This window comes from Mycobacterium sp. NPDC050441, assembly GCF_040655355.1.
Taxonomy (GTDB): Bacteria; Actinomycetota; Actinomycetes; order Mycobacteriales; family Mycobacteriaceae; genus Mycobacterium.
Genome location: NZ_JBFAJS010000014.1, coordinates 126,891 through 150,736, shown reverse-complemented (window position 1 = coordinate 150,736; position 23,846 = coordinate 126,891). Strand labels below are relative to the sequence as shown.

Here is a 23,846-nt window from a genome sequence, read left to right as displayed (position 1 = left end):
CACTTGGGGCAGCGGGCCTGGGCGGGGAAGGTGGTGGCGGTGCAGTCGGTGCAGCGGCTGCCGATCAGCTGGGGTTCGGCGTCGGGCCACGTCGAAATCTCGGGCGCCAGAGCAATCTGTGTTGACACGTCGCTGACGATAACCGGAAATGCAATTCTCGTCTAGTGAGAACCGACTCTCGGTAGGCTCTCGTGGGCAGTTCAGGCGGGACGAATACATGGAGGCGGCGTGAGCGAGGTTCTACCGGGGGAGGTCCGCCAGATCGGGTACGTGGTCACCGATCTGGACGACGCGATAGCGGGCTGGCTGAAGATGGGTGTCGGCCCGTGGTTCGTGATCCGCAACCTGCCGCAGCGGGTGGCGTACCGGGGTGAGCCCTGCGAGGTGAAACTATCCCTCGCCTTGTCGAACAGCGGTGATCTTCAGGTCGAGTTGATCCAACAACTCGATGACACGCCCAGCATCTTCACCGAGTTCCTCGCCGACGCGGGCTCCGGCGGCGGCTTTCACCAACTCGCCTATTGGACAGCCGATTTCGATTCCGCGATGGCCAAGCTCGCGGAGGCCGGCTGGCCCCTGGTGTGGTCGGGCGGGGAGGGAGAGGGCGTGCGCTTCGCCTATTTCGAACCGCCGACCGGGGCGGCGATCGTCGAGATCATGGAGCTGACCGAGTCCTCCGCCGGCATGGGTGCGTATGTGCGTGAGCAGGCCGTCAGCTGGGACGGCAGTGATCCGGTCCGGGAGTTGGGCGGCTGAAACCGGCCGTTCGACACCCGAACCGGGCATCGCCGGGCCTACTTGCCCTTGTTCATGACCTTGTCCGCGGCAACCCAGTGCTCGTCGGAGCACCAGAGCCGGGCGAAAGCCGCCACTGCCTCGGTGGTGGGGACCCCGTTGATCACGCGTTTGACCTCAGCGGCCTGACGCCGGGCCAACAACTGGGCCGTCGACCGCCACGTCTCGGCGAATTCGGCGCGGGGGACCACCTGGTCGATCAGGCCCAGCTGCTCGGCTTCGCGCGCGCCGAGGATCCGGCCGGTTCCGGCCAGCAGCAGCGCCCGGCTGCGGCCGACCAGGGTGGCCAGCCGCTCGGCCCCGCCCCACGCCGGCATGATCGCGAGCGCCACCTGGTTGAAGCCGATCTTGATGTCGTCGGCGGCGATCCGGATATCTGCTGCCACGGCGACCTCGGCCCCGCCGCCGAGAGCGTGCCCATTGAGCGCGGCGATGACCGGTCCGTCGAACCCGGCGATGCGGTCGCAGATCGTGCGCATCCGCCACGCCATCTCGGAAGCCTCGAGTTCGGTGCGCAGCGCCGCCAGTTCCTTGAGGTCGCCCCCGGAGACGAAGGCACGGTCGCCGCCGCCGGTGATCACCAAGGCCCGAGCGCCGGCCGCGCCGTCCAGCGCCTTGTTCAGCGCATCCATGGTGTCCAGCGATATGGCGTTGCGTGCCTGTGGCCGGTCGATCGTGATGACCGCCAGTTCGCCGTCGATTTCGAGGTCGACCATCAAACGTTCTCCAGTTCCGGGATTGGCATTCTCGTCTGATGAGAATAACATCACCGATGTGCGCGACATCCCCGTTGAGCTGACCAAACGGTACGTCGAAGAAGGTTGGTGGCGGCCCGAAACCCTGGGCCAGATGCTGGCCGACGGGCTGGCCGCCAGTCCCGACACCGGCTTCTGTGTGCACTCCGCGACCCGTCCGTACCAGGGCACGTTCGGCGAGGTCGAGCACACCGCCCGGCGCCTGGCCGCGGGACTTCGGGACCGCGGTGTCCGGCCCGGCGATGTGGTGGCGCTGCAGTTGCCGAACTGGATGGAGGCTGCGGTCGCCTTCTGGGCCTCGGCCTTCCTCGGTGCGGTGACGGTGCCGATCGTGCACTTCTACGGACGCAGGGAACTCAGCCACATCATGGCCACGGCCAAGCCGAAGGTGTTCATCACCACCGAGCAATTCGGCCGGATGAAGTTCGAGCCTGACCTATGCGCCGACGTCCCGATCGTCGGCCTGGTCGGGCAAGCCTCGTACACCGACCTGCTCGCCGACGAGCCGATGAGCGGCACCCTGACCACCGATCCGGCCGCGCCGGCCCTGATCGCCTTCACCTCCGGGACCACCCGTGAGCCCAAGGGCGTCATCCACAGCCATCAGACGCTGGGCTTCGAAACCCGCCAGCTGCTGGAGAACTATCCGCCGGACCGGGGCCGCCAACTCACGGCCACGCCGGTCGGGCATTTCATCGGCATGCTCGGCGCATTCCTCATCCCGGTGCTGGAGGGCGCCCCGATCGATCTGTGCGATGTCTGGGATCCGGGCAAGGTGCTGGAGCTGATCGAACGCGACGGACTGTCGATCGGCGGCGGACCGCCCTACTTCGTCACCAGCCTGATGGACCATCCGCAGTTCAACGAACATCACCTGGCCCGGTTCAGCACCGTCGGACTCGGCGGGTCGACGGTGCCTGCGGCGGTCACCCGGCGCCTGGCCGATCTGGGTCTCTTCGTCTTCCGTTCGTATGGCAGCACCGAGCATCCGTCGATCACCGGATCGGGCGCCGGAGCCCCTGAGGCCAAGCGGTTGTACACCGACGGCAACGTGCGTCCCGGGGTGGAGATCCGGCTCGGGACGGACGGTGAGATCTTCAGCCGTGGACCGGATTTGTGCCTGGGCTACACCGACGATGCTCTCACCGCAAAGCACTTCGACTCTGACGGCTGGTACCGCACCGGAGACATCGGCGTGCTCGACGACGACGGTTATCTGACCATCACCGACCGCACCACCGACCTCATCATCCGAGGTGGCGAGAACATCAGCGCGCTCGAGGTGGAGGAGGTGTTGCTGGGTTTGCCGGACGTGATCGAGGCGATCGTGGTGGCGGCGCCAGATACCCGCCTGGGTGAGCGGGTGGCCGCAGTTCTCCGGGTGCGCGACGGCGGCACGATGCCCACGCTCGATCAGGTCCGGGCACATTTCGAGGCCAGTGGCGTGGCCCGGCAGAAGTGGCCGGAAGAGCTACATCAGGCCGAAGATTTTCCCCGCACGGCCAGCGGCAAGGTGCAGAAGTTCCGTATCCGGCAGGAGATTGCTGCCATCGCCCGTTGAGCAGCCGCTAGGCCCGGCCTGGGCATTGCGGCTGCTAGCAAGTGAGAATATGATTCTCTCGAATTGCAAAGGAGTTTTCCATGGGACAACTGTCGCACAGGGTCGACATTCCGTTTCCGCTGTTCGACGCGGACAATCACCTCTACGAGCCGCCCGAGGCGCTGACGACGTACCTCCCCAAGGAGTACAAGGACATCGTCCAGTACGTCGAGATCAACGGACGCACCAAGATTGCGATCAAGGGTCAGATCAGCAACTACATCCCGAACCCCACGTTCTCGGTGGTCGCCAAGCCCGGTGCGTGGGAGGAGTACTTCAAGTTCGGCAATCCGGATGGCAAGAGCAAGCGCGAACTCTTCGGCGAGCCGATGAAGTCCATCCCGGCATTCTTCGAACCGGCTCCGCGCCTCGAGTTGATGGATGAATTGGGCCTCGACCGCAGCTTGATGTTCCCGACGCTGGCCAGCCTGATCGAGGAGCGGCTGCGCGACGACCCGGTCGCCATCCACGTCATCATCCACTCGTTGAACCAGTGGCTGGATGAGGTGTGGGGCTTCAACTACAAGAACCGCATCTTCACCACGCCGGTGATCACGCTGCCCATCGTGGACAAGGCGATCGAGGAACTGGACTGGGCGGTCAAGCGCGGCGCCCGTGCGATTCTCGTCCGCCCGGCCCCGGTGCCCGGCTTCCGCGGCCCGCGCTCGTTCGCGCTGCCCGAGTTCGACCCGTTCTGGCAGAAGTGCGTCGAGTACGACGTGTTCGTGGGCATGCACTCCAGCGACAGCGGCTACTCGCGCTACACCTCCGAGTGGGACGGCGACGCGCAAGAGATGCTGCCGTTCCAGACCAATGCGATGTCGATCCTCAACGAGTGGCGTCCGATCCAGGATGCGGTGGCCTCCTGGGTGATTCACGGTGCACTGTTCCGTTTCCCGAAGCTCAAGGTCGGCATCGTCGAGGCCGGGTCGAAGTGGATGTTCCCGCTGCTGGACTCCATGGCCGAGGTCTACAAGAAGGCCCCCGAGGCCTTCCTGGGCAACCCGATCGAGGAGATCAAGAACCGCATCTACGTCAGCCCGTTCTACGAAGAGGGCATCGACGAGCTGATCAACCTGATCGGCGTGGACCAGGTGCTCTACGGTTCGGACTGGCCGCACCCCGAGGGCCTGGCCGAGCCGACCCACTACGTGACCGCGCTTGAGCACCTCGCTGTCGAGGATCAGGCCAAGATCATGGGTGGGAACCTCGGTCGCCTCGTCACGACCTAAGGGGCCGGACGCATCAAACAGCAACAGACCATCCCCGCGATGGTCTTGAGTGCAGCGGACCGTTTCGGCGACACGGAGGCGGTCGTCGACTATGGCGACAATCCGGCCGGGGCCGACGGTCCGCTGCGCCTGTCTTTCACCCAACTCGTCGAGCGCATCCGGAAAGCCTCGGGTGCGTTCGCCGAGTTCGGCGTCGCCAAGGGGGACCGGGTCGCGGTCTGGGCCCCCAATTCGGCCGAGTGGATCATCGCCGCGTTCGGGATCATGGCCGCCGGTGGCGTCCTGGTTCCGGTCAACACGCGCTTCAAGGCCGACGAGGCCGCCGACGTGGTGGTGCGCAGCGGCGCCAAGGCGGTGATGATCCAAAAGGGTTTCCTCGGGCAGGATTTCACGTTCTCCGAGACGGATCTCGACGTCCCGACCATCGATCTCAAGTCGGACTTCCTGAGTAGCGGGAGTGCGTTCAGCCAGCACCGCGTGGACGAGTTGGAGCCCACCGACATCGCCGATGTCATCTTCACCTCGGGCACCACCGGCAGACCCAAGGGCGCGATGATGAACCATCGCCAGACGCTGCGGGCCTACGAGGAGTGGGCCACGCTGGCGGATCTGCGCGAGGGTGATCGCTATCTGATGATCAACCCGTACTTTCACACCTTCGGGTTGAAGGCCGGGTTGGTGGCGTCGTTCCTCCGCGGTGCGACCATGCTGCCGGTCGCGGTGTTCGATGTTGATGAAGTGGTGGAACTGATTGAGCGCGAACGCATCACGATGCTTCCGGGCCCGCCGACGTTGTATCACTCACTGTTGGCCGTCGCCGACCGTGACCGCCTGGCGACACTGCGTGCGGGGGTGACCGGTGCCGCCGACATCCCGGTCGAGTTGGTGCGACGCATCCGCGAGGAGTTGCCGTTCCAGACGCTGATGACGGGCTATGGCCTCACCGAGGCGGGCAACGTCACCCTGTCGCGGCCCGGCGACTCGGCCGAGGAGGTGGCCACCACCGCCGGACTTCCGTGCGACGACGTCGAGGTGCGCATCGCGGACGACGCCGAGGTGCTGGTGCGCGGATACAACGTGATGCAGGGCTACCTGGACGATCCGGCGGCCACCGCCGAGGCGATCGACCCCGACGGTTGGCTGCATACCGGAGATCTCGGAGAGTTCACCGATTCCGGCCGGCTGCGGATCGTCGGACGCAAGAAGGACATGTTCATCGTCGGCGGCTTCAACGCCTACCCGGCCGAGATCGAGGGATTCCTGCTGGAGCATCCGGCGATAGCGCAGGTTGCTGTCATCGGCGTCGCCGACGAGCGGATGGGGCAGGTCGGCAAGGCGTTCGTGGTGCTGCGGGACGAGCCAGGGGTCGCGACGGTTGTCGCCGAGGATCTCATCGGCTGGAGTCGCGAGCGCATGGCCGGCTACAAAGTGCCCCGGTATGTCGAGTTCCTCGACGAACTACCGCTCAATGCCACCGGCAAGGTGATGAAGAACCAGCTTGAGGCGCGGATAACTGCCAGTCCGGGCTAAGTCAACGCACAGCGCGTAAACATCATTTCCGCAGGTAAATAGCCATTTAGATGCCTGCTGTCGATGATGTACTCTCGGGTCACTACCGCAAACTGATAACGTAATTCTCGTTAAGCAGGCTGCTGAACGGACAGGAGGTCGGCATGCCGTCCCGCAAGCCTTCGTCGCCAGTACTCGATACTAGCGAAGATGACGCGTCGCCAGGTGACGCACTGAAATCGGCCGAACTGGCCGAAGCCGAGGCCGCAGAGGCCGAGGCCGTAGCGGCCGCCGCGCGCGCCAGGGCCAAAGCCATTCGGCTGCGTAACGAGGCTGCCGCAGACACGGCCGCCGCGGACACGACCGTGGCTGAAGATGCCGAAGACACCACTGAGGCCGATGGCTCCGATACCCCCGAGATCACCGACACCACCGGCGTCGATGCAGAGGCAGGAGCAGTCGAGGCCGAGCCGCTCGACGATGCCGAGCCGGAGGCAGCGGGAGAAGTCGAGGGCAAGTCGTCCCGGCGCCTGCCGCGGGTGCAGGTATCCCGCCTGTTCTGGAAAGTGCTGGCGACCTGCCTCACGCTGATCGTTATCGTCAGCCTGTTCGTCCTGAGCGGGTTGATGATCTGGCATCACCGTCAAGCCGAGCACCGTCAGCAGCTCGCGGCTGAATACACCGCCGCCGCCCGCCAGACCGTCGTGACGCTCATGTCGCTGGATTTCAACCACGCCCAGGACGCCGTCAAGAACATTCTCGACAACTCGACGGGCGAGTTCCGGGAGGACTTCGAAGCGCAGTCGAAAGACTTCGTCAAGCTGGCCCAGGACGCGAAGGTGGTGACCGACGCGAAAGTGACCGCTGCCGCCGTCGACACCATGAGCGATGACAACGCGGTCGTTCTGGTCGCCGTCAACACCCAGGTCACCAACACCACAGGTGCCAACAAGCAACCGCGGCCGTGGCGGGTGGCCGTTGACATGGTCCGCGAAGGCGACCAGATCAAGCTGTCGAAAGTCGAGTTCGTGCCGTGACCGTGGATATCAAGAAGACCGAGAACGACACCGAGACGGCAGTCGAGATCGAAGACACCGAGACGGCAGTCGAGATCGACAGCACCGACGAAGCCGGCGAGCAGGGCACGACCGAGGCCGATGTGGCCGAGGACGTCACCGACGCCGCGGCCGACGAACCCACGTCAGGGTGGCGCCGCACGCTGACGAAGCTGTGGTTCCCGCTGGCACTGGTCGTGGCGCTGATCGCATCGGCTGCTCTGGCCGGATGGCTGTACTTCGCGGAGTACCGCGGCGACCAGCAGACCGGTGAAGCGGCGTCGGCGACGGTGCTCAAGGCGGCAAGCGATGGCACCGTGGCCCTGCTGAGTTACGCGCCGGACAGTCTCGACCGGGACTTCACGGCCGCCAAGACGCACCTGACCGGCGATTTCCTGTCGTATTACACCCAGTTCACCCAGGAGATCGTCGCCCCGGCCGCCAAGCAGAAATCGGTCAAGACCACCGCAGCTGTGGTGCGCTCGGCCGTCTCGGAGATCAAACCCGATTCGGCAGTGGTGCTGGTGTTCGTCAACCAGGCCACGACGAGCGCCGAGAACCCCAACGGGAGCTTCACGGCCAGCGCGGTCAAAGTGGGGATGAGCAAGATCGACGGCGACTGGTTGATCTCGTCGTTCGACCCGGTGTAGTGAGACCTTCAGCCGAACGGCGTCAGTCCTGAGCGTGACGCTCGTACTCCCACCGCTCCAGCCACGTCTGCAGCTCGTGGACCGCAAACGCGGTCGCCACTGCGCTGACCACGACGAGGCCGAGCAGTAACGCGCTCATGGCCGACACCCCGAATTGTCGTTGTGGAGGCGGCCCCCGCGATACGCGGGGCGGTGTGCATAGCCCGGTACCGCGTAGTGCGTTACCTGCCGCGGCGCGATGTTGTCGGGTGCGTCCAGAACAGACTGCTGGATGGCGCGGTAGCGGTCACGCTCGGTTATGCACCAGGAATCGGTCCAGCCTTCGAGCAGGTCACCGCTGCGCACCAGTCGGTGCAGTGTCGGGTGAGTGCCGGTAGGCACCGGTCGTCCTTCGATCATGGTCATCGCCTCGTGCAAGGCGACTGCCTCATGCCAGTCGACCGTCACGTCGGGCGCCAGGCTGACGTACTGGTGTTCCACCACGAGCAACGCGTCGGCGCCCAGCGGTCGCAATCGCCACAACGCAGAACGCAGCGAGGACACCGCCTTGTGCGGAGGGCTGCCCGGCCACAGCAGGTCGCAGACCCAGCTGCGGTGCAGCTCGCGGCGCTTCACTGCGGCAAGCGCCACCAACCGGCGACACGAGGGCGGCAAAACCAGCGGTTCCATGTCTCGGTACACGGCGAACTCGCCCAGGAGATTCAGCCTGAATTGCTTGCACATATACGCATCCTCGAGCGTGGCCGGAGTCCTGACATCAGTAGTGCGCTACTTGTATTTCGGTGAGTTTCTGCCACCACGCCGTCGGCAATCCACGGTCCGGCGCCTTGATGCGATGGAATTGCGGGGAAACGTGGCGAGAAAGGGACATACCAGGTTGAACGAGAACCCACCCAGTCCGGTTCAAGCGCACCGCCTCAGCCGGATGTCCGGACGCGACCCGCACGAGCAGCACCGGGTGGCGAGTCCGTTGGAATTGCTGTTCGACCTGACGTTCGTGATCGCCTTCGGGGTGGCCGCCGCGCAGTTCGCCCATCTGATGGCCGAGGGGCATGTGTCGGCCGGGCTGGTGGGCTTCGCCTTCGCTGCGTTCGCGATCTGGTGGGCGTGGATGAACTTCACCTGGTTCGCCTCCGCCTACGACACCGACGACTGGGTCTACCGGGTGATGACGATGCTGCAGATGGTCGGTGTCATCATCCTCTCGCTCGGGATACCGGCGATGTTCGCCTCCGTCGAACACGGCGGGCACGTCGACAACTCGGTGCTGGTAGCCGGCTATGTGGTGATGCGAATTGCCTTGGTGGGGCAGTGGCTACGGGCTGCTGCGCAGGATCCGGAACATCGGTCCGCATGCCTGACTTACGCGTGTGCGGTCGTCGTCGCCCAGATCGGCTGGATAGCCCAGATCTTCGTGCAGACCTCGGTTCCCGTCTTCTTCGTCACCGCACTGGTGCTGGTGGTGGTGGAGATGAGCGGGCCGCTGCTCGCCGAGCGACGGATGGGAGGCACACCTTGGCACGCCCATCACGTCGCAGAGCGATACGGTTTGCTCGCGATCATCGCGCTGGGTGAAGGCGTGGTCGGCACCGTGGCGTCCCTGACGGCGGCAGTGGGGGAGCACGGCTGGTCCACCGATGCCATCCTGCTGGTGGCCGCCGGAACCGGCCTGACCTTCGGTATGTGGTGGGTGTATTTCCTGATTCCGGCCGGCGAGTTGCTGCACGCAAGGCGCCAGCTCTCGTTCTGGTACGGCTACCTGCACGTGGCGGTGTTCGGTGCGATCGTGGCCACCGGCGCCGGACTCCACGTGGCGGCCTACTACATCGAGGATCAGTCGAAGCTGGATTCCGTCGGCACCGTGCTGGCGGTGGCGATTCCGGTGGGCATCTACCTGCTCTCGATGTTCGTCATCTACTCATGTCTGGTGGGAGAGGTCGATCTGCTCCACGCGCTGTTGCTGGCGCTCGCCGGGGCCGCGCTCGTGGCCGCGGTGGCGCTGGCTGCACACGGGACGTCGATGGCGGTGTGTCTGTTGGTGGTCACCGCGGCTCCGGTGGTGGTCGTCGTCGGGTTCGAGGCCGTCGGACACCGGCATGCCGCGGCGATCATCGGGCGGCGGCTGGATGTTCACCGGCCTGGGTGAGTTTCGAAGCTCTCCAACAGCATTCGTTCCTGCTCGGCTGCGAGCAGGCGGCGCGTCTTGTGGCGGGTGATCAGGATTCCGATGGTGGCCAGGATCCACACCGCATACTGCACTGACCAGGCCACGCGGAACGATGCGAACGAGTAACTGTCCGTTCCGGACAGGATCAGCCCCATGGCCTGCATCACCAGCAGTGCGGCCAGGAAACCGCCCATGTTGACCATGCCCTGGGCGGTGCCGAGGGTGTGGCTCGGATTGAAGGTGCGGGCGAAGTCGAAGCCGACCATCGATCCGGGACCGCCGACTGAGATGACAACGATGAGCACCACCAACAACCACACCGGCGCCGGCCCTGGCAGGGCCAGCACGACGGTCCACACCAGCGCGTTGCTGGCGATGATCCAGAGCACCAGGCGTGACCGGCGGTGCGGATGGCGCCCGGTGAAGATGCCGATCATGATCCCGGCCGAGATGGCGGCCGCCACCGAGACGGTCAGCAGCGAGCCCGCTGCTGTCTCCGAAAGCCCCTGCGCCACCGTGAGATAGGGCACGCCCCACATCAGCGCGAAGACGGTCACCGAGAACTGTGTGCCCATATGGGTGAAGAACCCGAGCCTGGTGCCGGGTCGCAGCCAGACGGTCTTGATGCGAGACAGGCTGGTGTGCAGTGAGATCGGCTCGGACGTCATCGCCGATCCGTGCGGTGTGTTGCGGATCAGGGCCAGCGCCAACACGATCACCACAAACCCGAATGCGGCGACCGACAGATAGGCGGGCGTCCAACCTCTGTCGGTGAGGATCGCCAGGAACGGGACCGCGGAGAGGACCTGGCCGAGCTGGCCGCAGATGCCTGTCAACTGGGTCACCAAGGGGACCCGAGCCGGCTCGAACCAATAAGGCACCAGCCGGAGCACCGAGATGAAGGTCAGTGCGTCGCCAAGGCCGACGATGGCCCGGGCACCGATGGCCGCGGGTAGTGACTCACTGAGGGCGAGCACGAGCTGCCCGGTGGTCATCAGCGCGGCACCGCAGACGATGAGCACGCGGGAACCGAAGCGGTCCAACAGCAGTCCGGCGGGAACCTGGGCCGCGGCGTAGACGATCACCTGCAACACCACGAATGTGGACAGCACGCCCGGGCTTGCGGCAAATCTGTCGGCAGCCTGCAGGCCCGAGACGCCGAGGGTGGTGCGGTCGAGAACCGCGATGATGTACGCGAGTAGCCCGGTGGCCCAAACGATCCAGGGACGCACGCGGGCACCTTTCGTCAAATGTGTTTGGTGGGGCAGAGGTACATGCTCTCTCACCGTAGGCGTGGAAGCGACCAGACTTCTTTGTCGCGGTTGTGAATTTCGCCTCCAGGCCGACTTTCCGGCGATTCATCAAGTTGGCTGAAAATGCACTCTCATGTATGACTTGAGGGAGTGCTGTTGGCATATCCGCAGATGATCGTGCTGACGATGAGGTAAGCGGACGGCGGAATGCTGTAGCTGCGAATTCGCTCGCAACATTAACCGGGGAGTAGGGTGTCGGCATGAATCGCTGTTCAATCCGACGCGGGGGACGCCGGCTTGGTTGAGTACCGTCTTGAAGACCTGGCGCGCATTTCCGGCGTCAGCGCGCGCAATATCCGCGCCTATCGTGAACGCGGGTTACTGGATTCGCCGCGGCGGGTCGGGCGCTCGGCGTACTACGGCGAGCGGCACCTTGATCAGTTGACCGCGATCAGCCAGCTACTGGCCAAGGGATTCAACTCGGCGCACATCGCCGAATTCTTCGCCGCATTGCGCGGCGGCAAGGATCTACCCGACGCCTTGGGGATCCAGGCCTCGGGCTGGTGCCGGCCGATGACGCTGCCATTGAGCGTGGACCCGGCCTGCGATGACGTCCGCGCGCTCGTCGAATTCGGGTTGGTGCACATCGTCGACGGCTCCGTCGAGGTGACCGATCCCGCGTTGGTCGCGCTCGTCGGCGGCGCGGAGGACCATCGGCGCCTCGTCCGCAGCATGGCCCATCTCTGCCGGGCCACCGGCGCAGCGATCGATCACCTGGTCGAGTCGGCTGCCGCAGCGGTCGCTGAATGTCGGGGCGGCCCTTCGGATGCCGGTCTGCCCGAGCTGGCCCGGGCGGTGGTCTCGGCCAGGGTGGACCGGGCCCTGCGTGCGGGCGCGGCTGCCTCCGATTAGACGTCCGCCCAAGGCAAACGGTGCGGGTGTGAATCCTGATGGGCCTGTGACCAGTGGCGTTGATGTGATCATTGAGGAGATTGACGTAATCTGAGGCACGTGTCGATGTCACGACGCGAAGTGCTCAAATGCGCCGCCGCTGCGCCCGCCCTGCTCGGGCTGGGTACCGGTCTGGCGTCGGCGGCATCGGCGGCATCGGGGTGGACGTCAACCACATCCTGAAGCCGCGATTCGGTCAGTGGGACTGAATAGTTACCGACGAGTAAGATATTCCAGCAAACTTTTGGCTCGCTCGGGCGGGATTCGCTAGACAGAATCGGCCCGATTGTCTGCTGGTTCACAGCCGGTTCGCGGGCCTGGATGCGGCGGAAAATTTAGATAACGATTCGATAACAATACTGCCTTGATCTGCGCAGTTGTGGCTACTCGACCGTAACCACCCGCCAACAGGACGTTTGTCCCGAATGTCTTTGGGAGCCACTCGGCGCGACGTTACGTTACCGGCGGTTACCCATGCGTAGAACTCGCCAGTAACCAATCTGGGCGGAAAACGCCAACTACCTCTTATGACACTCTTAGTACGGCAGGAATGTGAGTGACACCGTCCGGAGGGCTCCGGCGGCACCGCGTTCCTCACCTGATTCGACGCTGAATCGCCGTTGGCTTGTCGCCGGGCAGCCACACCGCCCCAGACATGCAGACAGATACCCAAGACCGCACGCGACAGCCACACGCGACACCATTCACCGCAGAACCACAGCAGCACCGAGGAGATAGCGCCAGTGACGATCTATGAACACGACCGGGTGTCCGCCGGTCGCAACGACGACTCAGGATCCGATGGTCGGCAGGCTGACTCCACCCACGCTCTCGTCGATCGGCTGAGCGCCGGTGAGCCCTACGCAGTCGCCTTTGGTGGCCAGGGCAGCGCCTGGCTGGAGACTCTCGAGGAGTTGGTGTCCTCGGCCGGTATCGAGGCTGAACTGGCGACCCTGGCCGGTGAGGCCGAGCTGCTGCTCGAGCCGGTCGCCGCCGAGCTCGTCGTGGTCCGGCCCATCGGGTTCGAGCCCCTGCAGTGGGTCCGCGCGCTGGCCGCCGAGGAGCCGGTGCCGTCCGACAAGCAGCTGACCTCCGCCGCGGTTTCGGTCCCGGGCGTCCTGCTCACCCAGATCGCCGCGGTGCGGGCACTGGCCCGCCAGGGCATGGACCTGGCCGCCACCCCGCCGGTGGCCGTCGCCGGGCATTCCCAGGGCGTCCTGGGCGTCGAGGCCCTGGCCGCCAAGGGCGCCAAGGACGTGCAGCTGCTGGCGCTGGCGCAGCTGATCGGCGCAGCAGGCACCCTGGTGGCCCGTCGTCGTGGGATCACCGTGCTCGGTGACCGCCCGCCGATGGTGTCGGTGACCAATGCCGAGCCCGAGCGCATCTACGAGCTGCTCGAAGAATTCAGCCAGGACGTGCGCACCGTGCTGCCCCCGGTGCTGTCCATCCGCAACGGCCGGCGCTCCGTTGTGATCACCGGCACACCCGAGCAGCTGTCGCGGTTCGAGCTGTACTGCAACCAGATCGCTGAGAAGGAAGAGGCCGAGCGCAAGAGCAAAGTCCGCGGCGGCGCGGTCTTTGCCCCGGTCTTCGACCCCGTGCAGGTCGAGGTCGGTTTCCACACCCCGCGCCTGGCCGACGGGATCGAGATCGTCGCCCGCTGGGCCGAGGCGGTCGGCATCGACGTCGAGCTGGCCCGTCAGATGGCCGAAGCCATCCTCGTCAGCCAGGTGGACTGGGTCGACGAGATCACCGAACTGCACGAGGCCGGCGCCCGCTGGATCCTCGACCTCGGCCCCGGCGACATCCTGACCCGTCTGACCGCCCCGGTGATCCGCGGGCTCGGCATCGGCATCGTGCCCGCCGCGACCCGCGGTGGCCAGCGCAACCTGTTCACCATCGGCGCCGTGCCCGAGGTGGCCAAACCGTGGTCGAGCTACGCCCCGACCGTGGTGAGCCTGCCCGACGGATCGGTCAAGCTCTCGACGAAGTTCACCCGGCTCACCGGACGCTCGCCGATCCTGCTGGCCGGTATGACCCCCACCACAGTGGACGCCAAGATCGTCGCGGCCGCAGCAAACGCCGGCCACTGGGCCGAACTCGCCGGTGGCGGACAGGTCACCGAGCCGATCTTCAACGATCGCATCGCCGAGTTGGGTGAGCTGCTGGAGCCAGGCCGGGCCATCCAGTTCAACACCTTGTTCCTCGATCCCTACCTGTGGAAGCTGCAGGTCGGTGGCAAGCGCCTGGTGCAGCGCGCCCGCCAGTCCGGTGCGCCGATCGACGGCGTCATCGTCAGTGCCGGCATCCCGGACCTCGAAGAGGCCGTCGAGCTGATCGGCGAACTCAACGACCTCGGCATCAGCCACGTGGTGTTCAAGCCGGGCACCGTCGAGCAGATCCGCTCGGTCATCCGGATCGCGGCCGAGGTGCCCACCAAGCCCGTGATCGTGCACATCGAGGGCGGACGCGCCGGTGGTCACCACTCGTGGGAGGACCTCGACGACCTGCTGCTGGCCACCTATTCGGAGCTGCGCAGCCGGTCCAACATCACCATCTGCGTCGGCGGCGGCATCGGCACCCCCGAGCGCTCCGCCGAGTACCTGTCCGGCCGCTGGTCGGCCACCCACGGCTACCCGCTGATGCCGATCGACGGCATCCTGGTCGGCACCGCTGCCATGGCGGCCCTTGAGGCCACCACGAGCCCGCAGGTCAAGCAGCTGTTGGTCGACACCAAGGGCACCGAGGCATGGGTGGGTGCAGGCAAGGCCGACAACGGCATGGCCTCCGGACGCAGCCAGCTCGGCGCCGACATCCACGAGATCGACAACACCGCGTCGCGTTGCGGCCGGTTGCTCGACGAGGTGGCCGGTGACGCCGATGCGGTCGCCGCACGCCGCGACGAGATCATCGCCGCGATGGCCAACACCGCCAAGCCGTACTTCGGTGATGTCGCCGACATGACCTACCTGCAGTGGCTGCGCCGCTACATCGAACTGTCCATCGGCGAGGGCAACAGCACCGCCGACACCAAGCGCGACCACTCGCCGTGGCTGGACATCACCTGGCGCGACCGCTTCGAGCAGATGCTCAAGCGCGCCGAAGCACGTTTGCACGCACAGGATTTCGGCCCCATCGAGACGCTGTTCGACGCCTCTGGCGACGGTGAGGCGCTGTTGGAGGACCCGAAGGCCGCGCTGGCCGCGCTGGTCTCGGCCTACCCGGACGCCGCCTCGGTGCAGCTGCACCCGGCCGATGTGCCGTTCTTCGTCGAGCTGTGCAAGACGCTGGGCAAGCCCGTCAACTTCGTCCCGGTGATCGACAAGGACGTGCGTCGTTGGTGGCGCAGCGATTCGCTGTGGCAGGCCCACGACGCGCGCTACGACGCCGATCAGGTCTGCGTCATCCCCGGTACTTCAGCGGTGGCCGGCATCACCCGGGTCGACGAGCCCGTCGGTGACCTGCTGGACCGCTTCGAGCAGACCGCCGTCGACCAGGCGCTGGCTGCCGGCGCTCAGCCGCAGGCCGTGCTGTCGCGCCGCCAGGGCCGCGACGACGTGACCGGTCCGCTGGCCGTGCTGCTCGACGCCCCCGACGTGTTGTGGGCCGGTCGCACCTCGGTCAACCCGGTGCACCGGATCGCCCCTGCCGGCGAGTGGTTGGTCCGCGAAGGGTCTGCGAACCGTTCTGCCACAAACCCGTCCACCGGGGCCCGGCTTGAGGTCGCCGACGACCAGCATGTGCTGCTGTCGGTGCCGCTGTCGGGAACCTGGATCGAGATCCGGTTCACCCTGACCGAGGCCATCCGCAGCGGTGGCGCACCGGTCGTCGAGGTCGCCGATGCCGCGACCGCCATGCGTTCGGTGCTCGCGATCGCCGCGGGTGTGGACGGTCCCGACGCATTGCCGCCGGTCGTCGACGGGACCGCCAAGGTCACCGTCGCCTGGAACCCCGAGCAGGTTGCCGACCACACCGGTGTCACCGCGACCTTCGGGGCCCCGCTGGCGCCGACTCTGACCGTCGTGCCCGACGCGCTGGTCGGTCGCTGCTGGCCCGCGGTGTTCGCCGCGATCGGCTCCGCCGCCACCGACTCCGGATTCCCGGTCGTCGAGGGTCTGCTGAGCCTGGTGCATCTGGACCACGCCGCTCACCTGTTGGCTGCGTTGCCGACCGAGCCTGCCGAATTGACCGTTACCGCAACGGCTTCGGCTGCCACCGACACCGAGGTGGGCCGCGTTGTCCCGGTCAACGTGACGGTGCGCGCCGCAGACGGCACCGAGCTGGCCACGTTGGAGGAGCGGTTCGCGATCCGCGGCCGCACCGGCGAGACCGAGCTGACCGATCCCGTTAGGGCCGGCGGCGCGATCTCCGACAACGCCACCGACACCCCGCGCCGGCGCCGGCGCGACATCACCGTCGGCGCACCCGTGGACATGCGGCCGTTCGCCGTGGTGTCCGGTGACCACAACCCGATCCACACCGACCGGGCGGCCGCGCTGCTGGCCGGTCTGGAATCGCCGATCGTGCACGGCATGTGGCTGTCGGCCGCAGCGCAGCACGTCGTCACCGCCACCGACGGCAAGCCGGTTCCGCCGGCCAAGCTGGTCGGCTGGACCGCCCGCTTCCTGGGCATGGTCAAGCCGGGCGACGAGGTCGACTTCCGCGTCGACCGGGTCGGAATCGACGTCGGCGCAGAGGTTGTCGAGGTTCAGGCCCGCATCGGCACCGAGCTGGTGATGGCCGCCACCGCACGGCTCGCGGCACCCAAGACCGTCTACGCGTTCCCCGGCCAGGGCATCCAGTCCAAGGGCATGGGCATGGAGGTCCGGGCCCGGTCCAAGGCCGCGCGCAAGGTGTGGGACAAGGCCGACAAGTTCACCCGCGAGACGCTGGGCTTCTCGGTGCTGCACGTGGTCCGCGACAACCCGACGTCGCTGATCGCCTCCGGTGTGCACTACGAGCACCCCGAGGGCGTGCTGTACCTGACCCAGTTCACCCAGGTCGCCATGGCCACGACGGCTGCGGCCCAGGTTGCCGAGATGCGTGAGCAGGGCGCGTTCGTCGAAGGCGCGATCGCCTGCGGTCACTCCGTCGGCGAATACACCGCGCTGGCTTGTGTTTCCGGCGTCATCGAGCTCGAAGGCCTGCTGGAGGCGGTGTTCCACCGCGGCTCCAAGATGCACGACATCGTGCCGCGCGATGAGCGCGGCCGGTCCAACTACCGCCTGGCCGCGATCCGGCCGTCGCAGATCGACCTGGCAGACGAGGACGTCGAGGACTTCGTCGCGCAAATCGCGGCGAGCACCGGCGAGTTCCTTCAGATCGTGAACTTCAACCTGCGCGGATCGCAGTATGCGATCGCCGGAACCGTGCGCGGTCTGGAAGCACTGGAGGAAGAGGTCGAGCGTCGTCGTGAGATCAGCGGCGGCAAGCGGTCGTTCATCCTCGTGCCCGGCATCGACGTGCCGTTCCACTCCAGCGTGCTGCGGGTGGGCGTGGACGATTTCCGGCGCAGCCTCGAGCGGGTTCTCCCGCGCGATCGGGATCCGGAGCTCGTCGTCGGGCGTTACGTCCCGAACCTGGTGCCCCGGCCGTTCACGCTGGACCGCGATTTCATCCAGGAGATCCGCGATCTGGTGCCGGCCGAGCCGCTCGACGAGATTCTCGCGGACTACGACACCTGGCGTAACGAGAAGCCAAGTGACTTGATGCGCAAGGTCGTGATCGAGCTGCTGGCCTGGCAGTTCGCCAGCCCGGTGCGCTGGATCGAGACCCAGGACCTGCTGTTCATCGAGGAGGCCGCGGGCGGACTCGGGGTGGAGCGGTTCGTCGAGATCGGCGTGAAGAACGCGCCGACGGTCGCCGGACTGGCCACCAACACGCTCAAGCTGCCCGAGTTCGCCCACAGCACCGTCGAGGTGCTCAACGCCGAGCGCGATGCCGCGGTGCTGTTCGCCAGCGACACCGATCCGGAGCCGGAGCCTGAGCTGGAGGAGGCTCCCGCGGAGGCTTCCGCTGAAGCTGCTCCTGCCGCCGAGGCAGCACCGGCGGCCGCACCGGCCGCCCCGTCGGGTGGACCCCGGCCCGAGGACATCGGTTTCGACGCAGCCGATGCCACCGTCGGCCTGATCGCATTGAGCGCCAAGATGCGTATCGACCAGATCGAGGGGCTGGACTCCATCGAGTCGATCACCGACGGTGCGTCCTCACGCCGCAACCAGCTGCTGGTCGACTTGGGTTCTGAGCTGAACCTGGGCGCCATCGACGGTGCCGCCGAGGCAGATCTGGGCGCGCTCAAGGGACAGGTCAGCAAGCTGGCCCGCACCTACAAGCCGTTCGGCCCGGTGCTCTCGGACGCCATCAACGATCAGCTGCGCACCGTGTTCGGTCCGTCGGGTAAGCGCCCGGCCTACATCGCCGAGCGCGTCAGCAAGACCTGGGAGCTCGGTCCGGGCTGGGCCAAGCACGTCACCGTCGAGGTGGCTCTGGGCACTCGTGAAGGCAGCAGCGTTCGCGGCGGCGACCTGGGTGCCCTGCACCCCGGTGCCCTGCCCGACACTGCCGGTGTCGACAAGGTCATCGACGCCGCCGTCGCCGCTGTCGCAGCCCGCCAGGGTGTGGCGGTTTCGCTGCCCTCGGCCGGCGGTGCCAGTGGGGGCGTGGTGGATTCGGCCGCACTCGGCGAGTTCGCCGAGAAGGTCACCGGACCCGACGGTGTGCTGGCCTCGGCCGCCCGCCTGGTACTGGGCCAGCTCGGCCTGGATGCGCCGGTCAGCGCGTCCGACGATTCGTCCACCGACGCCGAGCTGATCGACCTGGTCACCACCGAACTCGGTTCGGACTGGCCGCGATTGGTGGCCCCGGCGTTCGAGGCCAAGAAGGCCGTCGTGTTCGACGACCGCTGGGCCAGCGCGCGTGAGGACCTGGTCAAGCTGTGGCTGGCCGACGAGGGCGATATCGACGCCGACTGGCAGCACCTGTCGGAGCGATTCGAAGGTGCCGGGCATGTCGTTGCCACGCAGGCGAATTGGTGGCAGGGCAAGGCTCTCGCCGCCGGACGCACCATCCATGCCTCGCTGTTCGGTCGCATCGCGGCCGGTGCGGAGAACCCTGGCAAGGGCCGCTACACCAACGAGGTCGCCGTGGTGACCGGTGCGTCGAAGGGCTCCATCGCCTCTTCGGTCGTCGCGCAGCTGCTCGACGGCGGCGCTTCCGTCATCGCCACCACCTCGCGTCTGGACGACGACCGGCTCGCGTTCTACAAGAAGCTCTACCGCGAGAACGCCCGGTTCGGCGCCACCCTGTGGGTGGTCCCGGCCAACATGGCGTCCTACTCCGACATCGACAAGCTGGTCGAGTGGGTCGGTAGCGAGCAGATCGAAAGCCTTGGGCCGCAATCGATCCACCTCAAGGATGCGCAGACCCCGACGCTGCTGTTCCCGTTCGCCGCGCCGCGCGTGGCCGGGGACCTCTCAGAGGCGGGTTCACGCTCCGAGATGGAGATGAAGGTCCTGCTGTGGGCCGTGCAGCGGCTCATCGGCGGGCTGTCGACGATCGGTGCCGAGCGCGACATCGCCTCCCGTCTGCACGTGGTGCTGCCGGGCTCGCCCAACCGCGGCATGTTCGGCGGCGACGGTGCGTACGGCGAATCCAAGTCGGCGCTCGACGCGTTGGTGAACCGCTGGAGTGCGGAAAGCTCGTGGGCCGAGCGGGTCAGCCTGGCGCACGCGCTGATCGGCTGGACCAAGGGCACCGGGCTGATGGGCCACAACGACGCCATCGTCAGCGCGGTCGAAGAGGCAGGCGTCACCACCTACAGCAGCGCGGAGATGGCGGCCATGCTGCTGAACCTGTGCACGGTGGAGTCCAAGGTGGCCGCGGCCAACGCGCCGATCAAGGCCGACCTGACCGGCGGACTGGGTGACATCAAGATCGACATGGCCGAGCTGGCCGCCAAGGCTCGCGAGGACATGTCGAGTGCCGCAGCCGAATCCGAGGACGACGAAGACGAAGGCGCGATCGCCGCGCTGCCGTCCCCGCCGCGTGGACACAACCCGGCGCCCGCGCCGGAGTGGGCCGACCTCGACGTCGACCCGGCCGACCTGGTGGTCATCGTCGGTGGGGCCGAGCTCGGGCCGTACGGCTCGTCGCGCACGCGCTTCGAGATGGAGGTCTCCGGCGAGTTGTCGGCGGCCGGTGTGCTGGAGCTGGCCTGGACGACGGGTCTGGTCAAGTGGGAAGACGACCCCAAGGCCGGCTGGTACGACACCGAAACCGGTGAGCTGGTCCCCGAATCGGAGATCGTGGAGCGTTACCACGACGCCGTGGTGGAACGTTGCGGCATCCGCGAATTCGTGGACGACGGTGCGATCGACCCCGATCACGCCTCGCCGCTGCTGGTCAGTGTGTTCCTGGACAAGGACTTCAGCTTCGTCGTCTCCAGTGAGGCCGATGCGCGGGCATTCGTGTCCTTCGACCCCGAGCACACCGTGGCCCGGCCGGTGCCGGATTCCGGTGACTGGCAGGTGATCCGCAAGGCGGGCACCGAGATTCGGGTTCCGCGCAAGACCAAGCTGTCGCGCACGGTCGGCGCCCAGATCCCCACCGGGTTCGACCCGACGGTGTGGGGCATCACCCCGGACATGGCCAGCTCCATCGACCGGGTCGCGCTGTGGAACATCGTCGCCACCGTCGATGCGTTCCTGTCGTCGGGCTTCACCCCGACCGAGCTGATGCGTTGGGTGCACCCGAGCCTGGTGGCCTCCACGCAGGGCACCGGCATGGGCGGCATGACCTCGATGCAGACCATGTACCACGGCAACCTGATGGGTAAGGCCAAGCCGAACGACATCCTGCAGGAGGTGCTGCCGAACGTCGTTGCGGCACACGTCATGCAGAGCTACGTCGGCGGCTACGGCGCGATGGTCCACCCGGTCGGCGCCTGCGCCACCGCGGCGGTCTCGGTCGAGGAGGGGGTCGACAAGATCCGTCTCGGCAAGGCCGACCTGGTGGTGGCCGGCGGGTTCGACGACCTGACCCTGGAAGCCATCATCGGCTTCGGTGACATGGCGGCCACCGCCGACACCGAGATGATGCGCTCCAAGGGCATCAGCGACTCGAAGTTCTCCCGGGCCAACGACCGTCGTCGTCTCGGCTTCCTGGAAGCCCAGGGAGGTGGCACGATCCTGCTGGCCCGCGGTGACCTGGCCGTCAAGATGGGTCTGCCGGTGCTGGCCGTGGTCGGTTACGCGCAGAGCTTCGCCGACGGTGTGCACACCTCGATTCCGGCTCCGGGCCTGGGTGCCCTGGGCGCCGGACGTGGCGGCAAGGACTCGCAGCTGGCCCGTTCGCTGGCCAAGCTGGGCGTCGGCGCCGACGACATCGCGGTGATCTCCAAGCACGACACCTCGACGCTGGCCAACGATCCCAACGAGACCGAGCTGCACGAGCGGCTGGCCGACTCGATGGGCCGTTCGCAGGGTGCGCCGCTGTTCATCGTCAGCCAGAAGACGCTGACCGGCCACGCCAAGGGCGGCGCGGCGGTGTTCCAGATGATGGGCCTGTGCCAGATCCTGCGCGACGGCGTCATCCCGCCGAACCGCAGCCTGGACTGCGTCGACGATGAACTGGCCACCTCCGGCCACTTCGTCTGGGTGCGCGAGGCCCTCGACCTGCGCGGAAAGTTCCCGCTCAAGGCCGGTCTGGTCACCAGCCTCGGGTTCGGTCACGTGTCGGGTCTGGTCGCCCTGGTGCACCCGGAGGCGTTCATCGCAGCGCTGGATCCGGCTGACCGCGACGACTACCGCAAGCGGGCCGAGCAGCGCACGCTGGCCGGTCAGCGTCGCCTCGCCGGGGCGATCGCCGGTGGGCGTCCGATGTACGAGAAGCCGGCCGACCGCCGCTTCGACCACGATGTGCCGGAGAAGCGTCAGGAAGCCGCGATGTTGCTGAACGCGGACGCCCGACTCGGTGACGACGATCTCTATGTGCGGTGAGTGCGTGCACGGAGAGGTGAGCTAGGTTCGCTTCCATGGCGATTGTGGGCATAGGCATCGATGTGGTTTCCATACCTGATTTCGCCGAGCAGGTGGACCGGCCGGGAACCGTATTCGCCGAGACGTTCACGCCGGGTGAGCGCCGGGACGCCGCGGACAAGAGTTCGTCGGCGGCCCGGCACCTGGCGGCCCGGTGGGCGGCCAAGGAAGCCGTGATCAAGGCCTGGTCGAGCTCACGGTTCTCCAAGCGGCCGGCCCTGCCGGAGGGGATCCACCGCGATATCGAGGTGGTCACCGACATGTGGGGTCGGCCCAAGGTGCGGCTGTCCGGTGAGATCGCCAAGCACCTTGAGAGTGTGACCATTCACGTCTCGCTCACGCACGAGGCCGACACCGCCGCCGCGGTGGCGATCATCGAGGAGCTCTAGCACTTCCCTCCTGGCACCTCCCTTTGCACCGCGAGCGACCGTGTCTGTACGCCGACACGCCGCTTTTCGTGGCATTTTGCGGTCGCTCGCGGTGGACGAGGGACCCACTACGCTCGTCACCATGAGTGACGTGGTGGCTCGGGTTCAGCGGGTGTTGCCGTCGGTACGGTCCGATCTGGAGGATCTGGTCCGCATCCAATCGGTGTGGGCCGACCCGGCCCGGCGAGACGAAGTGCATCGCAGTGCCAATGCGGTCGCAAAGCTGTTGTCGGACGCAGGTTTTCCCGCCGTCCGTATCGTCAGCGAAGGCGGTGCGCCCGCAGTCATCGCGCAGTACCCGCCACCGGCGGGAGCCCCCACGGTGCTGCTGTACGCCCACCACGACGTGCAACCCGAAGGGGATCCGGACCAATGGGACTCCGCGCCGTTCGAGCCGACCGAGCGTGACGGCCGGCTCTACGGCCGAGGCACGGCCGACGACAAGGCCGGGATTGCAACACATCTGGCCGCGATACGCGCCTTCGACGGCAAGCCGCCGGTAGGCGTGACGGTGTTCGTCGAAGGCGAGGAGGAATCCGGATCGCCCTCGCTCGGTGCGCTGTTGGCCGCGCACAAAGAAGCACTGGCGGCCGACGTCATCGTCATCGCCGACTCCGACAATTGGAGCACCGAGATCCCGGCGCTGACTGTGACCCTGCGTGGCCTGGCCGACTGCGTGGTCGAGGTGGCCACCCTGGACCACGGGCTGCATTCGGGCCTGTGGGGCGGGGTCGTGCCGGACGCGTTGAGTGTGTTGGTGCGGTTGCTGGCCAGCCTGCACGACGATGACGGCAATGTCGCGGTCGCCGGCTTGCACGAAGCGACGGCGGCCGACGTGGACCGCGGCGGTCAGTGGGTCCGCGAGGAATCCGGCCTGTTGGACGGTGTGTCCGAAATCGGTTCCGGCTCAGTGGTGCAACGCATGTGGGCCAAACCCGCGATCACCGTCATCGGCATCGACACCACACCCATCGACAAGTCGTCGAACACCCTGATCCCACGAGCTCGCGCCAAGATCAGCATGCGGGTCGCGCCCGGCGGCGACGCTCACGCGCATCTGGAGGCGTTGACCCGTCACCTCGAAGCCCATGCGCCTTGGGGCGCCCAGATCACTGTCACGCCGGGCGACGTCGGTCAGCCCTACACGATCGACGCCTCGGGGTCGGTGTACGACGCGGCCCGCACAGCGTTCCGCACCGCCTGGGGCACCGATCCGGTGGACATGGGCATGGGCGGATCGATCCCATTCATCGCAGAATTCGCCGACGCGTTTCCGGCCGCGACGATTCTGGTGACCGGAGTCGAGGATCCCGGCACCCAGGCGCACAGTGTGAATGAAAGTCTGCACCTGGGTGTGCTGCAGAAAGCGGCCACGGCCGAGGCGTTATTGCTCGAAGCGCTGGCCCGTTAGTCCGGG

At 66.8% G+C, this 23,846-nt stretch carries 16 protein-coding genes; 12 read left to right on the top strand and 4 right to left on the bottom strand.

Going from position 1 to position 23,846, the window contains the following annotated elements:
* On the bottom strand, positions 1-140 hold a 140-nt coding region (locus AB0I14_RS30660; protein WP_358030286.1), incomplete at its 3' end, for a zinc ribbon domain-containing protein.
* An 88-nt stretch (positions 141-228) separates the two neighbouring features.
* Here AB0I14_RS30660 and AB0I14_RS30655 point away from each other — a divergent pair.
* Positions 229-756, top strand: a complete 528-nt coding sequence (locus AB0I14_RS30655; RefSeq protein WP_358030240.1) for a VOC family protein — start codon at positions 229-231, stop codon at positions 754-756.
* A gap of 38 nt (positions 757-794) precedes the next feature.
* Here AB0I14_RS30655 and AB0I14_RS30650 read toward each other — a convergent pair whose 3' ends face one another.
* The gene (locus tag AB0I14_RS30650) at positions 795-1,511 is read right to left on the bottom strand and encodes an enoyl-CoA hydratase/isomerase family protein (RefSeq protein WP_358030237.1); all 717 of its coding nucleotides are present in this window, start codon (positions 1,509-1,511) and stop codon (positions 795-797) included.
* Positions 1,512-1,569: 58 nt separating this feature from the next.
* Between AB0I14_RS30650 and AB0I14_RS30645 the strand changes: the two genes are divergently transcribed.
* The 5 genes from AB0I14_RS30645 (at position 1,570) to AB0I14_RS30625 (ending at position 7,596) form a co-directional block, all read left to right on the top strand.
* On the top strand, positions 1,570-3,111 hold the full coding sequence (locus tag AB0I14_RS30645; RefSeq protein WP_358030234.1) for an AMP-binding protein: 1,542 nt from the start codon (positions 1,570-1,572) through the stop codon (positions 3,109-3,111).
* Between the two features lie 80 nt (positions 3,112-3,191).
* Complete coding sequence (locus tag AB0I14_RS30640; RefSeq protein ID WP_358030231.1) at positions 3,192-4,382, top strand: amidohydrolase family protein; 1,191 nt, start codon at positions 3,192-3,194, stop codon at positions 4,380-4,382.
* A gap of 12 nt (positions 4,383-4,394) precedes the next feature.
* A complete protein-coding gene (locus AB0I14_RS30635) occupies positions 4,395-5,912 on the top strand; it encodes a FadD3 family acyl-CoA ligase (RefSeq protein WP_358030283.1) in 1,518 nt (505 codons plus the stop codon).
* Between the two features lie 143 nt (positions 5,913-6,055).
* Positions 6,056-6,928 carry a hypothetical protein gene (locus tag AB0I14_RS30630; RefSeq protein ID WP_358030228.1) on the top strand — a complete coding sequence of 291 codons (873 nt, stop codon included), beginning with the start codon at positions 6,056-6,058 and terminating at the stop codon, positions 6,926-6,928.
* Positions 6,925-7,596, top strand: a complete 672-nt coding sequence (locus AB0I14_RS30625) for a twin-arginine translocation pathway signal (RefSeq protein ID WP_358030225.1) — start codon at positions 6,925-6,927, stop codon at positions 7,594-7,596. The genes AB0I14_RS30630 and AB0I14_RS30625 overlap by 4 nt, the downstream gene beginning before the upstream one ends.
* 135 nt (positions 7,597-7,731) lie before the next feature.
* Here the strand turns inward: AB0I14_RS30625 and AB0I14_RS30620 are convergent, their stop codons facing one another.
* Entirely contained in the window at positions 7,732-8,319 is a 588-nt protein-coding gene (locus AB0I14_RS30620) for a transcriptional regulator (RefSeq protein ID WP_358030223.1), read from the bottom strand.
* A gap of 202 nt (positions 8,320-8,521) precedes the next feature.
* On the opposite strand from AB0I14_RS30620, the gene AB0I14_RS30615 reads away from it, so the two are divergent.
* Positions 8,522-9,742: a low temperature requirement protein A gene (locus AB0I14_RS30615; RefSeq protein ID WP_358030220.1), complete on the top strand. Its 1,221-nt coding sequence runs from the start codon at positions 8,522-8,524 to the stop codon at positions 9,740-9,742.
* On the opposite strand, the gene AB0I14_RS30610 is transcribed toward AB0I14_RS30615, so the two are convergent.
* Complete coding sequence (locus tag AB0I14_RS30610; RefSeq protein ID WP_358030217.1) at positions 9,727-10,995, bottom strand: MFS transporter; 1,269 nt, start codon at positions 10,993-10,995, stop codon at positions 9,727-9,729. The genes AB0I14_RS30615 and AB0I14_RS30610 overlap by 16 nt on opposite strands.
* 318 nt (positions 10,996-11,313) lie before the next feature.
* Between AB0I14_RS30610 and AB0I14_RS30605 the strand changes: the two genes are divergently transcribed.
* From AB0I14_RS30605 to AB0I14_RS30585, 5 genes are all read left to right on the top strand, one after another.
* Positions 11,314-11,928 (top strand): MerR family transcriptional regulator, encoded by a 615-nt coding sequence (locus AB0I14_RS30605; protein ID WP_358030214.1) that lies wholly within the window; start codon positions 11,314-11,316, stop codon positions 11,926-11,928.
* Positions 11,929-12,033: 105 nt separating this feature from the next.
* Positions 12,034-12,150 carry a twin-arginine translocation signal domain-containing protein gene (locus AB0I14_RS30600; protein WP_358030280.1) on the top strand — a complete coding sequence of 39 codons (117 nt, stop codon included), beginning with the start codon at positions 12,034-12,036 and terminating at the stop codon, positions 12,148-12,150.
* 560 nt (positions 12,151-12,710) lie between these two features.
* Positions 12,711-21,962, top strand: coding sequence for a fatty acid synthase subunit beta domain-containing protein (locus AB0I14_RS30595; RefSeq protein ID WP_358030211.1), 9,252 nt, complete (start codon positions 12,711-12,713; stop codon positions 21,960-21,962).
* A gap of 35 nt (positions 21,963-21,997) precedes the next feature.
* Positions 21,998-22,390 carry a holo-ACP synthase gene (locus tag AB0I14_RS30590; RefSeq protein WP_358030208.1) on the top strand — a complete coding sequence of 131 codons (393 nt, stop codon included), beginning with the start codon at positions 21,998-22,000 and terminating at the stop codon, positions 22,388-22,390.
* A 121-nt stretch (positions 22,391-22,511) separates the two neighbouring features.
* Positions 22,512-23,840 carry a dipeptidase gene (locus AB0I14_RS30585; RefSeq protein ID WP_358030206.1) on the top strand — a complete coding sequence of 443 codons (1,329 nt, stop codon included), beginning with the start codon at positions 22,512-22,514 and terminating at the stop codon, positions 23,838-23,840.
* The last annotated feature ends 6 nt before the right edge of the window (positions 23,841-23,846 follow it).